At 67.9% G+C, this 13,032-nt stretch carries 9 protein-coding genes, 1 tRNA gene and 3 pseudogenes; 9 read left to right on the plus strand and 4 right to left on the minus strand.

What is annotated here, in order from left to right; translation table 11 throughout:
- Positions 1-43 precede the first annotated feature (43 nt).
- Both ACH4OW_RS18010 and ACH4OW_RS18015 read left to right on the plus strand, forming a co-directional pair.
- A complete protein-coding gene (locus tag ACH4OW_RS18010) occupies positions 44-1,216 on the plus strand; it encodes a DNA cytosine methyltransferase (RefSeq protein ID WP_398028810.1) in 1,173 nt (390 codons plus the stop codon).
- A gap of 17 nt (positions 1,217-1,233) precedes the next feature.
- Complete coding sequence (locus ACH4OW_RS18015; protein WP_398028812.1) at positions 1,234-2,313, plus strand: restriction endonuclease, SacI family; 1,080 nt, start codon at positions 1,234-1,236, stop codon at positions 2,311-2,313.
- Positions 2,314-2,840: 527 nt separating this feature from the next.
- On the opposite strand, the gene ACH4OW_RS18020 is transcribed toward ACH4OW_RS18015, so the two are convergent.
- Positions 2,841-3,158: a hypothetical protein gene (locus tag ACH4OW_RS18020; protein ID WP_398028814.1), complete on the minus strand. Its 318-nt coding sequence runs from the start codon at positions 3,156-3,158 to the stop codon at positions 2,841-2,843.
- Positions 3,155-3,619 (minus strand): annotated as a pseudogene (locus tag ACH4OW_RS18025) (transposase); the annotation flags it as partial. The pseudogene ACH4OW_RS18025 and the gene ACH4OW_RS18020, both read right to left, overlap by 4 nt.
- A gap of 277 nt (positions 3,620-3,896) precedes the next feature.
- Here ACH4OW_RS18025 and ACH4OW_RS18030 point away from each other — a divergent pair.
- Positions 3,897-4,160: pseudogene (locus ACH4OW_RS18030) on the plus strand (transposase); the annotation flags it as partial.
- Here ACH4OW_RS18030 and ACH4OW_RS18035 read toward each other — a convergent pair.
- A pseudogene (locus ACH4OW_RS18035) lies at positions 4,136-4,566 on the minus strand (IS5/IS1182 family transposase); the annotation flags it as partial. The pseudogenes ACH4OW_RS18030 and ACH4OW_RS18035 overlap by 25 nt on opposite strands.
- Before the next feature lie 475 nt (positions 4,567-5,041).
- Here ACH4OW_RS18035 and ACH4OW_RS18040 point away from each other — a divergent pair.
- Complete coding sequence (locus ACH4OW_RS18040) at positions 5,042-6,223, plus strand: tyrosine-type recombinase/integrase (protein WP_398028816.1); 1,182 nt, start codon at positions 5,042-5,044, stop codon at positions 6,221-6,223.
- Between the two features lie 292 nt (positions 6,224-6,515).
- Here ACH4OW_RS18040 and ACH4OW_RS18045 read toward each other — a convergent pair.
- Positions 6,516-6,587: transfer RNA gene (locus ACH4OW_RS18045), tRNA-Arg, on the minus strand.
- Positions 6,588-6,776: 189 nt separating this feature from the next.
- Here ACH4OW_RS18045 and ACH4OW_RS18050 point away from each other — a divergent pair.
- The 5 genes from ACH4OW_RS18050 to thrC all read left to right on the plus strand — a co-directional run bounded on the left by ACH4OW_RS18050 (position 6,777) and on the right by thrC (position 13,012).
- A complete protein-coding gene (locus ACH4OW_RS18050; protein ID WP_398028818.1) occupies positions 6,777-7,331 on the plus strand; it encodes a response regulator in 555 nt (184 codons plus the stop codon).
- Positions 7,332-7,405: 74 nt separating this feature from the next.
- Positions 7,406-8,770 (plus strand): ArgS-related anticodon-binding protein NrtL, encoded by a 1,365-nt coding sequence (gene nrtL, locus ACH4OW_RS18055; protein WP_398028821.1) that lies wholly within the window; start codon positions 7,406-7,408, stop codon positions 8,768-8,770.
- Positions 8,771-9,027: 257 nt separating this feature from the next.
- A complete protein-coding gene (lysA, locus tag ACH4OW_RS18060; protein ID WP_398028823.1) occupies positions 9,028-10,419 on the plus strand; it encodes a diaminopimelate decarboxylase in 1,392 nt (463 codons plus the stop codon).
- Positions 10,420-10,598: 179 nt separating this feature from the next.
- Positions 10,599-11,927: a homoserine dehydrogenase gene (locus ACH4OW_RS18065; RefSeq protein WP_360132126.1), complete on the plus strand. Its 1,329-nt coding sequence runs from the start codon at positions 10,599-10,601 to the stop codon at positions 11,925-11,927.
- An 8-nt stretch (positions 11,928-11,935) separates the two neighbouring features.
- Positions 11,936-13,012 (plus strand): threonine synthase, encoded by a 1,077-nt coding sequence (thrC, locus tag ACH4OW_RS18070; protein WP_360132124.1) that lies wholly within the window; start codon positions 11,936-11,938, stop codon positions 13,010-13,012.
- Positions 13,013-13,032 lie beyond the last annotated feature (20 nt).

The raw sequence follows: 13,032 nt of genomic DNA on the forward strand, positions 1-13,032 counted from the left end.
CGATCACGGCCGCCAGGAGGCCGCGATACGTTAGGGTGGCGCGGTGAACCGTGAGCTTCCTGTGATCAGTCTGTTCTCCGGGGCCGGTGGCCTCGACTGTGCCGTCGAGAGCTGTGCTGAGCCACCGCTGGTCCAGGACGGCTCCGGGTCTCCGCTACGCGTCGCGGTTGCCACTGACTATGAGCAGACGGCCTTGGACACGCTCTCGGCTAACTTCCCGCACACCAAGACGCTGTGCGGGGATATCCAAACAATCCCGACCGCAGAGTTGCTGGAAGCTGGAGGGCTGCAGCCCGGCGATCCGACCCTGGTCATCGGTGGCCCTCCCTGTACACCGTTTAGCAAGTCCGGATTCTGGATCGAGGAGAAGCGTAACAGCGCCGACCCCAATGCCTCTCTCCTTGACGAGTACGTCCGCGTGGTCCGCGAGAGCAAGCCCGAAGCCTTCATTCTGGAAAATGTACAGGGCCTGACGTACAAGACTCATCAGGCTCAGTTCGACCGGCTTATTGCGGGCCTTAGGGAGGCAGGTTACAATCCGACTTTCAGGGTGCTCCTTGCGGCCGAGTATGGAGTTCCGCAGCTTCGCCGACGAGTATTCGTCGTGGGGCGTCGTGATGGTAAGCCTTTCCGCTTCCCCGAGACCACGCATTCTGGCGAGTCAGAGCGGGATCGGGTGATTGATCACGCCAAAATTCCATTCGTGAGCCTTCGCGATGCGCTTGCCGGGCTCCCTGACGTTCCCGACGCCGGAGAGATTGTCGAGGGGACCTACGCCGAACTCGCTGCGGAGGTACCTCCAGGGCAAAACTACCTGTGGCACACTGATCGGTATGGCGGTCGCAACCAGTTCAAATGGCGTAGCCGCTACTGGACGTTCCTACTGAAAGCAGATCCCGATCGCCCTTCTACGACGCTGCAGGCTCAACCGGGCCCCTGGGTCGGGCCGTTTCACTGGGAGAATGTGAAGAATGCCAGCGGGGAAGAGCGGGCCCGTCGGTTTCGCGTTGCCGAAATGAAGCGCATCATGACTTTTCCTAACGGGTTCACTTTCACCGGAGGGAAGCGTGAGGTGCAGCGGCAGATCGGTAACGCCGTCCCGGTGGAGCTTGGAAAGGTTGTCGTCCGGGCTCTAATGGAGCAACTTGGGTACCTCGATTCTCGCGGTACCCATATTCCTGATCAAGTTGACCACGAACAGCTTGAACTGACATAGAGCGACATGGGGGGGCAGTGGGAATAAGAATCGAAAAGAGTGAAGCTGAGCAGGTTCTGCGTAAGGCGCACGAGGCAGCCGCTTCGGGTGATGACTTCGTCGAATACTGGACGTCCCTGGCCAGTTCGCTACGCGAGGTAAATGCTCCAAAAACGTACACGGCTGCGCTTGTGACAGCGTTGCTTGCCCGTTCGTGTGATGACAGAGTTGACCCTCGCTCTATCAAAGAGAAGTATGGTGACAATGCCTTCTCTCTGCGCACTCTTTGTCACGGTGTAGTGGTTCCGATGTCTGTGGAACTTGGCTTCGATCTGGGCGCGACGGGGCGTGAACCCATCAATAATCAGCCATTTTTCCGTTATGACCATTACAGTGAGATTGTCAGGGTCACAAAGAAGGCGCGTCCCTACCTGAACCGAGTAAGTGATGCGCTTGCTTGGGTGGGGGAAGAGGGCTTCTCCACCGAAGAGTCGTTCCAGGCGCTCATTGCCGTCCTGGCAGTGTGCATCGATGTGGCGAACAAAAAACGTCGTGTTGCCGTCGGTGGTGCCACCGTTGAAGCGAGCATGATCTCCGAGACGCAGAATTTCGTCGTGAGTGGCTACGATGTTCCGCGAAAGCTGCAGGCCTGTGTTGCGGCTGGGCTTGATATGGTCTATAGCGAGGTCATCTCGCGAAGGATAAACGACCCTTCCCGTGATTTTCCCGGTGATGTCCAGATAATTTTGGACAGCGACCCATTGCTGACGGTAGAAGTGCGTGGGAAAAGCGTCTCGGGGGAGGAGCTTGAGCAGTTCGTCAGCAGGGCAGCGTATGCCGGGTTCCGTCGAGTTGCCCTCATGGTCGACGCGGCGTCACATGTGTCGCTCATGTCAGCCGCCGATTTGACCAGCGATCTTGAGCGGAAGTACGAGTGCATCGTTAAGGTAAATGAGAGCGTATCGAGCTTCCTGCGTGATGTATTTGCGTGGTCGTCCCGCGACACTCACTCGATCCTGTCGACCTTTCCTGAGAGAATGTACCGGCGAATGATGGAGATTGAGGTAAGGGACAGCGAGATGGAGCGGTGGGCTCAGCTCTTTCCCGAAGAAGTCTGAATCCGTGCCGGAGCAACCCGCAGCCGGTCGCTAATGGAGTTCGCCTTTGGGCATGGAGCTGTAAGGGTTGTCGCTCCATGGAGAACGGTGCTGCGGCATAGACGTTCACGTTAGGACATCCATCTGGGTGCTCAATTGGCGCTCTCTAAACGGGAAGCGACGGCAGATGTACAAGCGCGTGAGGCCGGTGGAGCGGCTGCAAGCTGGAGCTGCTTTGGGCGCATATCATGACCGCTTAAGCTTCGCTTTTATCCCTGTAGGTAAGGCTTCGCTGGTCATGCGGTGGGTTTGACCGCTGGATGGCGGGGTGCTGGGCCTCGGCGGGTGCCTTGAGGTCGTCCGGGTGAGCGCCCGCAGGGTTTCGGTGGGCTGGCGGGCGTGCCCGCTGCCGCCTGAAGCGAGCGAAATCTGCGCCGGATCCGGTTGGGCGTCAGCTGCTGCGGTGGCAGTGGTTTCTCCCAGGGCAGCCGGAGTTCGGCCGCCAGAGGCCGGGCGAGGCGGAGTTGGGTGTAGGCGGCGAGGATCAGTCAGGTCCAGCGGTCCGCCTGGCTGGGGGTGCGGGGACGAGGCAGGGTCCAGTTCAGCGTCTGCCGGACGAAGCGGAAAGTGTGCTCGATGTCGAAGCGTCGCGTGTAGGCCCGCCAGAGCAGGTCGGGATCGGGGGTGTGGCCGGGTGGCCCGGCCACACCACAGCCACAGAGTCTTCGGCGCTCGGCTGCGGCCGGGAAGCCGGTCCACGCCGAGCCGGACCAGGGTGCCCGGGATAACCGGGCGGGGGCCGCGGCTGCCGTGCCGTCGTACTGCTGGGTCTTGGCGTGCAAGCGGTGCCACAGTTGCACAGTCACCGCGCCGTACTGCTCATCCGCGCACGTATGCACGTCGAAGACGAACAGCGGAGTGCGCAGGCCAGTCCGGGGCACAGTTGCAGCAGCTCGCGGATCTGGTTGGCTGCGACGGCACTGGGGTTTTCGCCCGGGGCCAGTCGCCGGGCGTCCACCGGCGCGGCCCACGAGTTGGCGGCCAGTTCCAGGCCGGCCAGCCAGGAGTAGGCCCAGCCGGCCATGATCGGCTGCCCCGCCGAGTGCTTGGAGGGGTGGTAGTAGTAGCTGCGGCCGGGCGAGCACTCGGCATCGCTGCGGGCCCACACGCTCACATCCACCGCGAACACTGGATGGGCGGCGCCGGGCAGTGAGCCCGCGAGCAGGCCGCGTGTCGCTTCGGTGTCCACGCGGCCCCTCGCCAGGGCCGCGTAGGTGCTGCCGTGGCCCCCGCCGGTGCAGCCCGTCCAGCCACAGATACGGCAACGAGATGACCGGGCCGGCCGCCAGGAGGGCGTCGGTCAGCTCGAACAACGCGTCCGCCCGTCTGGTCAGACATGCATGTCACCCCTGGCGGAAGCGTTGCAGGGCGGTGCGGCTCTGGCGGGCCGAGCCAGCCCCGAGCACACTGACAGCGACGGCCATGGCGTCCTCCCCGGTCTTCATCTACCTGGAGAGTCCCGCGATGGCCGTTCCACGTCTCCGCCCATACGCCGACCAACCGCGGACGACCACGGAGCAGGGATAAAGCGAAGCTAAGAGTGGATGGTGCCCGACGGCTCATGGAAACTGTTCCAGCGCGTCGTGCCGTCAGCTTCCCTTTGTTCGCAGTGCGGCGGCCGCAGACGGCACAGAAACCGCGAAGTCCTGGGCTACTCCATCTTCGTGGTCGCATCGGGCTGCATGCGGAGCCAGCCGCCGCCGGGGTTCGGGCCATCTAGTGTGACAGCCTTCCGCTGGTTCACCGAATGGTCACAGGCCCGGGTGCGGGCAAAACTGCACCGGATCGGCCTTGACGAGCTGGGATCCGAGGCGATCTGGACCTGCATGTTCGCGGAGAAGCGATAGTTGCGGCTGGACGCGTCGACACGGCGGTCACGGGCCGGGACCAAAGTGCCGTCGACGATCCACAGACCGTCGGCGGCATCGGCCGGGCGGGTATCCAGCTCGAGCGCAAGCAGCGGCCCGAGTCGGACCATGCGGCACACCGTGGAGGACGAAACCTCGCACAACGGCGCCAGCTGCATCGTAAGATTCGTGCGGTAGCCGCGACCACCAATGCCCGCTCGGCCAGCGGCAGGCTCCACGGTCGGCCCATCATCGTGCCGTTGCCGCCCCGCTCTCGCACCATCTTCAACAGCCGCGCAAGCCTCAGCCCATGGGCGCTGCCTGCGTCGGTTCTCGGATGCGGTGATGCCCGCGCCGTGGCCCTCACTGTCAGCCGTCGGCGGGATGCCCCCTTCGAGCGGCCCCGCAAGGGGCGGCATGCCAGGAAGGCCGCGAACGTGCAGGGACTGCTGCTCGCGGCGGTCGATCGGAACCCTTATGTGCTACTTGTTGGCATTTGATCGCTCCTTTCCAGACCACCTCCGTCAAGCATTTGCGATCGGCTTACACCCGTCGGAGCCACCTTGTTCCGTACGCACTCTGCCCGCCGGGTCGGGAAGAAAGGATCACGCTCGACAGCATCTGCTACACGAGGAGCGTGCATGGACTGTTTCGGGCATCGTCATACAGGCGCTGGGCATTCCGGCAATAGGGCGGGCCGGTGTCGTGCGCCGGCGCGGGGCAGCACGCACGGCGAGGGCGCTGGGTTGGCCGGACAGTTGGCGGAGCAGTTCGGGTCGGAGTTGGTACGGGCGCTGAGGGCAGGGTTGGCGTCCGGGCCGGAGGCGGCCTTCGGGGCCCGGATGCCATCCGAGATCAGTTGGTACGCGTTCGCCGTGGAGTATGCGCAGGCGCGCTGGATCGGCCGCTCCGCCCATACCCGGCGGGAAACGAGCGAGGCACTGGCCGCGATTACCCGAGCGATGCTATATCCGGTGGCGCGACGGCCAAACGAAACTCTGCTGCACCGCTCCCTGCAGAGCTGGGCGTTCACCGAGCGAGGGCCGGCGGCAGAAGAAGTGCCGACTACGGCCCGGCAGGTACTTGATTGGGTGGCACGCGCATCGCGTCCACTGGTCGACCTTCATGACCCCACCGTGGCCCGCGCCGTGATGGATGCGTTGCGCCGCAAACGCGACGGCACTGCCGCTGCGGTGGAGACATGGCGGCGCAAACGCAAGGTTCTCTCCAGCGTGCTGCACTACGCCATCGAGCGCGGCGAGCTGACCAGTCACCCGCTCAAGCAGATCCGCTGGAGCACCCCTCGGCAGGTCAAAGCGGTGGATCCGCGCGTGGTAATCAACCCTCTACAGGCCCGCATCCTGCTAAACGCGGTCTCCTACGTCGGTAACTACCACCGCGCCAAGGGCCGTCGACTGGTCGGCTTCTTCGCCGGCATGTACTACGCCGGACTGCGCCCCGAGGAAGCGGTGGCCGTAGCAGTAACCGACTGCACTCTGCCTGCCACCGGCTGGGGGCGCATGGTTGTCAACCGTGCGTTGCCGCAGGTAGGCAAGAAGTGGACCGACAGTGGGCGCAGGCACGACGATCGAGGTCTCAAGAACCGCCCGCCTGGTGATACCCGCGTGGTACCGCTGCCGCCGCACCTAGTGGCCATCTGGCGCGAAAGCATCGCCGCCTTCGGTATCGCAGAGGACGGCCGACTGTTCTTTAACGAACGTGGCGGCATCGTCGGCTCCACCACCTACTACCGCGTCTGGGAAGAAGCCCGCACTCTCGCCCTGCCGCCGCAGTGGATTCCTACCCCGCTCGCCGCCCGCCCGTACGATCTACGCCATTCGGCACTGTCCACTTGGCTGTGCTCCGGTGCCGACCCCGCAGAAGTCGCCCAGGGCGCGGGCAACAGCGTCGAGGTTCTCCTCACTCGCTATGCCAAGTGTCTCTACGACCGGCAGTCCATCGCCAACAACCGGATCGAGCACCTGCTGACCGCGTACGACTCACCCGTCCAAGACGAGGGATAGTCACGCTTACCGCCAGAGGAACGTCCCGCGAATCCGTTCTCATTTCACCGCTGGGCACGGCATCACGCCAGGTCGGGTTGAGTAGACGCGGCAAGCCTTCCTCAGCGGCCAGCGACCTTCGTCGATCAACGACGACATCCCCATAAATCCCTGACCAGCGATGAAGGGGCTGGGCCAGCGGTCGCCCTCTCCGGGGCTGCGAAAGTGCAACGGTCAAAGGACCGTGTGTCTTTTGGCATGCACGCAAAAGGTCCTGGCCAGCATTTTTGCTGGTCAGGACCTTAATCCGGAGTGCCCCCGGCAGGATTCGAACCTGCGCACACGGCTCCGGAGGCCGTTGCTCTATCCCCTGAGCTACGGGGGCGTGTCTGCTGCTCTCGCGGCGACGGGTAGAACACTACCAGCTCTGACGGGGTGTTCATGAACGGGTCGGGGGAGGGGGGCGTAGCGCATGTGGGGGCGGGGGTTCCGGTGGTCGGGGAAAGGTCCCTCGCACGGGGCGGAAGTGGGCAAAACCCGGACGCAGCCGGAGGCGCGCGCCTAGTCTCAGGGTGTGCCTGGCTTGTCCGGCCGGGTCCTTGTCGTCGACGACAACAAGGTCATCCGGCAGTTGATCAGGGTCAACCTGGAGCTTGAGGGCTTCGAGGTCGTGACCGCGGCTGATGGTGCCGAGTGCCTGGACATCGTCCATCGGGTGGCTCCGGATGTGGTGACGCTCGATGTGGTGATGCCCCGGCTCGACGGGTTGCAGACGGCGGCCCGGCTGCGGGCCGATCCGCGGACGCGGGAGATCCCGCTCGCCATCGTCAGCGCCTGTACGCAGACGGAGGTGGAGAACGGGCAGGCGGTGGGGGTGGACGCGTTTCTGGCGAAGCCGTTCGAGCCGATGGATCTGGTGCGTATCGTGCGGCGGCTGATGAGTCGGGGTGGGGAAGGGCGTAGGGAAAGAGAAGGGGGAGGGGGAGGTGGAGGGGGAGGGGGAGGGGAAGAGGTCGGGGTTGTGGGCGAGGGTGAGGGGTTGGTTGGTGGGGATGGTGGGGGTGGCGCTGGGGTTGGGGGTGCTGATGTCGAAGGAGGCCCGGGGGCTGCGATTCGGCCTGCGGGATGAGGGGGCAGCGGGGTCTTGTCCGGTGGGTGAAACCGGGTGGCGGGTAGGGGGCGCTTCTCCCATACGCTTGGGGCGTGACCCCCGCTGAGTTCTCCCGCGCCGTGCTGCGTTCCGTGCGCGGCGCTGTGGAGGACGGGGAACTCTCCGTGACCGTACCGGCGCGGGTCGTGGTGCGACCCCCGGTGCGTGGCCAGGGAGGCGGCGAGGCCGACTTCGCGTGCAATGTCGCGCTCCAGGTGGCCAAGGAGGCCGGGCGGCCGCCGCGTGAGGTGGCCGGGGTGCTGCGTGAGCGGTTGGTGGGGGTGCCCGGGATCGCCGGTGTGGAGGTCGCCGGGGCGGGGTTCTTGAACGTCACGCTGACGGAAGCGGCCTGGGTCGCGCTCGTGCGGAGTGTGCTGGCGGAGGGGCGGGGGTACGGGCACGCCACCGGTTCCCAGGGGCAGGCCAACGGTCAGGAGCGGGTGGTGTTGCGTGCCGCTGCCGGCGTGCGGGCCGCTGTCACGGTTGAGGTGTTGGAGCGGATTCTGCCCGCGGCGGGAGTCGCGGTACGCGTCGCGGCGAGAGCTGTGGGGGAAGCTGCGGAGGACGTGGCGGTGGAGTCGAACGGGGAGGAGATCCGGCCCCGGCCTGTGAGTGTCCTTCCCCAGCCGGGCTCGCTGCCCCTCGTCGGCCACGCCCAGCCGGGCTCGCTGCCCCTCGTCGGCCATGCCCAGCCGGGCCCGCTGCCCCTCGTCGGCCACGCCCAGCCGGGCCCGCTGCCCTCCGCCGGCCACGCCCAGCCGGGCCCGCTGCCCTCCGCCGGCCACGCCGACCCGATCCATCCGCCGCACCCCGCCTCGCCCCACCCCACCCTGCCCCACCCCACCCTGCCCCACCCCACCGACCCCCGCGCCCACCAAGAATGGCGCGCCCTCGCCGACCGCCTGGGCCCCGACGAAGTGCGCTGGGCCCTGCTGCACCCCGCGCAAACGGATGCCGTGCGGCTTCCCGAGAGGCCGGTGCAGCGGGAGAGCAATGGGCGGTTCCGGGTGCAGTACGCGTATGCGCGTACGTGTGCGATGACGCGTAACGCCCGGGAGCTGGGGTTCACGGCCGAGCCGGCCGAGCCGGCCGAGGTGGGCGAGGCTGGGAACATGGGGCAGGCGGGGGAGCCGCGAGGGGAGCGGGGTGCGCTGCGGGCGCTTTATGCCGCCCTCGCCGAGTACCCCGCTGTCGTCGAGGCCGCCGCGCGCTACCGGGCGCCCGACCGGATCGCGCGGCATCTGGAAGTGACCGCCGACGCCTGGCTGCGATGTCACGACGTGTGTCCGCCGCTGCCCGTCGGGGAGGAGAAACCCTCGGCCGTGCACCGCGCCCGGCTGGCCCTCGCCGAAGCCGCCGGAACGGTGCTCGCCAACGGCCTGCACCTGCTCGGCATCTCCACGCCCGAACGTCTGTGACCGCCCGAACGTCTGTGACCGCGCGCATGCCCGTGACCGCGTGACTGTCCGGACGCCCGCGACCGCCCGGACGCCCGTGCTCGTCCGGACGTCCGCGACCACCCGACCGTCCGCGACCACCCGACCGTCCGCGACCACCCGACCGCCCGCGACCACCCGACCGTGACCCACCCGAACGTGATCCACCCGACGACAGACCGTGACAACGCCGTACGCGCGACGTCGTCGTACCCGTACTTGAGGGGAACACCCACGCCATGAGCCGCTCCGCCCACCCCGCAGGCCCCCGGCACGGTGACGTGCTGCCCGAGGGGCACTACGCCGCGCCGCCCGCCGACCTGAACAGCCTCGACCCGCGGGTGTGGTCCCGTACGGTCGAGCGCAACGCCGACGGGGTCGTCACCGTCGGCGGGATCGACGTCGCCACGCTCGCCGAGGAATTCGGCACGCCCGGCTACTTCCTGGACGAGGACGACTTCCGGGCCCGGTGCCGGGCCTGGAAGGACGCGTTCGGGGAGGGGGCGGACGTCTTCTACGCCGGGAAGGCGTTTCTTTCGCGGGCCGTGGTGAAGTGGCTGGCGGAGGAGGGGATGCATCTCGACGTGTGCAGTGGCGGGGAGCTGGCCACCGCGCTGGCGGCCGGGATGCCGGCCGAGCGGATCGCGCTGCACGGGAACAACAAGAGCACCGAGGAGATCACCCGGGCCGTGGAGGCCGGGGTCGGGCGGATCGTGCTGGACTCGTTCCAGGAGATCGTGCGGGTGGCGCACATCGCGGACCGGCTGGGGAAGCGGCAGCGGGTGCAGGTGCGGGTGACGGTCGGCGTCGAGGCGCACACCCACGAGTTCATCGCGACCGCGCACGAGGACCAGAAGTTCGGGCTCGCGCTGGCCGGCGGGCAGGCCGCCGAGGCGGTGCGGCGGATCCTGAAGCTGGACGGGCTGGAGCTGACCGGCATCCACTCGCACATCGGGTCGCAGATCTTCGACATGGCCGGGTTCGAGGTGTCCGCGCGGCGCGTGGTGCAGCTGCTGACGGAGGTGCGCGACGAGCACGGGGTCGAGCTGCCGGAGATCGACCTGGGGGGCGGGCTCGGCATCGCGTACACCTCGGACGACGACCCGCGCGAGCCGCACGAGATCGCCAAGGCGCTGGGTGACATCGTGACGCGCGAGTGCGAGGCGGCCGGACTTGCGGTGCCGCGGCTCTCCGTGGAGCCGGGGCGCGCCATCGTCGGACCGACCGCCTTTACCCTTTACGAGGTCGGCACGGTCAAGGAGCTGGACGGACTGCGCACGTACGTCTCCGTCGACGGCGGGATGTCGGACAACATCCGTACGGCGCTGTACGACGCGGAGTACAGCGTCGCGCTGGTCTCCCGCGCCTCCGAGGCCCCGCCGATGCTCTCGCGTGTGGTCGGCAAGCACTGCGAGAGCGGCGACATCGTCGTACGGGACGCGTTCCTGCCCGCCGATATCGCCCCGGGTGACCTGCTCGCCGTGCCCGCGACCGGTGCGTACTGCCGGTCGATGGCGAGCAACTACAACCACGCGCTGCGGCCGCCGGTGGTCGCGGTGCGCGGCGGCGAGGGACGGGTCATCGTCCGGCGCGAGACGGAGGAGGACCTGCTCCGGCTCGACGTCGGCTAGGACGGGTGCACGAGTGAGGAGGCGGGGCGCCGGGCCCCGCCTTTCCGGCGGGTGTCGCCGAGCCTGCCGGGTGACCGACAATTGTGGAACAGATGTCTCGGCATCCGGACCGGGGGCCGAATCCCCGGTCCGGTGGGTGAGACTGGGGCATTACCGAGCATGAAAGCGAAAGAGGTCGAATGATGCGTACGCGTCCGCTGAAGGTGGCGCTGCTGGGCTGTGGAGTGGTCGGCTCAGAGGTGGCGCGCATCATGACGACGCACGCCGACGACCTCGCGGCACGCATCGGCGCGCCCGTGGAACTGGCCGGTATCGCGGTGCGGCGGCCGGACCGGGTGCGCGCGGGGGTGCCCGCCGAGCTGATCACCACCGACGCCACGGAGCTGGTCAAACGCGACGACATCGACGTGGTCGTCGAGGTCATCGGCGGCATCGAGCCCGCCCGTACGCTGATCACGACCGCTTTCGAGCACGGCGCGAGCGTGGTTTCGGCCAACAAGGCGCTGGTCGCCGCCGACGGCGCGGCGCTGCACGCCGCGGCCGAGGCCAACGGCGCCGACCTGTACTACGAGGCCGCCGTGGCCGGCGCGATCCCGCTGGTCAGGCCGCTGCGCGAGTCGCTGGCCGGCGACAAGGTCAACCGGGTGATCGGCATCGTCAACGGGACGACCAACTTCATCCTGGACAAGATGGACAGCACGGGGGCGGGCTACTCGGAGGCGCTGGACGAGGCCACGGCTCTGGGGTACGCGGAGGCCGACCCGACGGCGGACGTCGAGGGCTTCGACGCGGCCGCCAAGGCCGCCATCCTGGCCGGTATCGCCTTCCACACCCGGGTGACCATCGACGACGTGCACCGCGAGGGGCTGACCGAGGTCACCGCCTCCGACATCGCCTCCGCCAAGCGCATGGGCTGCACGGTCAAGCTGCTGGCGATCTGCGAGCGGGCCGCCGACGGTGCCTCTGTGACGGCACGCGTGCACCCCGCCATGATTCCGCTGACGCACCCGCTGGCCTCCGTGCGCGAGGCGTACAACGCGGTCTTCGTCGAGTCCGAGGCCGCCGGGCAGCTCATGTTCTACGGCCCCGGCGCGGGCGGTTCGCCGACCGCCTCCGCGGTCCTCGGCGACCTGGTGGCGGTCTGCCGCAACAAGCTGGCCGAGACCACCGGACCCGGCGAGTCCGCTTACACGCGGCTGCCCGTGGGCCCCATGGGCGACGTCGTCACCCGCTACCACATCAGCCTGGACGTGGCCGACAAGCCCGGTGTCCTCGCCCAGGTCGCCATGGTCTTCGCCGAGCACGGCGTGTCCATCGACACGGTTCGCCAGCAGAGCAAGGACGGGGGGACCTCCCGCTCGGGCGAAGCCGAGACCGGGGGAGAGGCGTCCCTCGTCGTCGTCACCCACCGGGCGGCCGACGCCGCCCTGTCGTCGACCGTCGGCGCGCTGCGCGACCTGGACACCGTCCGGGGCGTCGCCAGCATCATGCGGGTCGAAGGGGAGTAAAGGAACCCATGTCTGCCATTTCCACCGCGAGCCGTCAGTGGCGCGGAATCATCGAGGAGTACCGCGACCGGCTGCCCGTCGGCGCGTCGACCGAGGTCGTCACGTTGCGTGAGGGCGGTACGCCGCTGGTGCCCGCGCAGGTGCTCTCCGAGCGCACGGGCTGTGAGGTGCATCTCAAGGTAGAGGGCGCCAACCCCACCGGGTCCTTCAAGGACCGTGGCATGACCATGGCCATCACCCGGGCCAAGGAGGAGGGTGCCAAGGCGGTCATCTGCGCCTCCACCGGCAACACCTCGGCCTCGGCCGCCGCCTACGCCGTACGGGCCGGGATGGTCTGCGCCGTGCTCGTCCCGCAGGGCAAGATCGCGCTCGGCAAGATGGGCCAGGCGCTGGTGCACGGCGCGAAGATCCTCCAGGTCGACGGCAATTTCGACGACTGTCTGACGCTGGCCCGCGGCCTCTCGGAGAGGTACCCCGTCGCACTTGTGAACTCCGTCAACCCGGTACGGATCGAGGGCCAGAAGACCGCCGCCTTCGAGATCGTCGACATGCTGGACGACGCGCCGGACATCCACGTGCTGCCCGTCGGCAACGCCGGCAACATCACGGCGTACTGGAAGGGCTACCAGGAGTACGCGGCCGACGGCATCGCCTCGCGCACCCCGCGCATGTGGGGCTTCCAGGCGTCCGGCAGCGCCCCGATCGTACGTGGCGAAGTCGTCAAGGATCCGCACACGATCGCGACCGCCATCCGCATCGGCAACCCCGCCTCCTGGCAGTTCGCCGAGCGCGCCCGGGACGAGTCCGGTGGCTTCATCGACGAGGTGACGGACCGTCAAATCCTGGCCGCCTACCGCCTGCTGGCCTCCCAGGAGGGCGTCTTCGTGGAGCCCGCCTCGGCCGCCTCGGTGGCCGGCCTGCTCAAGGCGGCCGACGAGGGCAAGGTCGACCCCGGGCAGCGGATCGTCTGCACGGTCACCGGCAACGGCCTCAAGGACCCGGACTGGGCCGTCGCGGGCGCCCCGCAGCCGGTCACGGTCCCGGTCGACGCCGACGCCGCGGCCGAGCGCCTCGGTCTGGCATAGCGCGGCGGCGCGCCCGGCCG

Origin of the sequence: Streptomyces sp. NPDC017056 (assembly GCF_044332485.1) — a bacterium.
GTDB lineage: Bacteria > Actinomycetota > Actinomycetes > Streptomycetales > Streptomycetaceae > Streptomyces.

Bases quoted from the DNA above. Each gene is read 5' to 3' on its own strand.
- lysA (WP_398028823.1), top strand. From the start codon at position 9,028: ATGAGCCGCTCCGCCCACCCCGCAGGCCCCCGGCACGGTGACGTGCTG.
- ACH4OW_RS18065 (WP_360132126.1), top strand. From the start codon at position 10,599: ATGATGCGTACGCGTCCGCTGAAGGTGGCGCTGCTGGGCTGTGGAGTG.
- ACH4OW_RS18040 (WP_398028816.1), top strand. From the start codon at position 5,042: ATGCCATCCGAGATCAGTTGGTACGCGTTCGCCGTGGAGTATGCGCAG.
- thrC (WP_360132124.1), top strand. From the start codon at position 11,936: ATGTCTGCCATTTCCACCGCGAGCCGTCAGTGGCGCGGAATCATCGAG.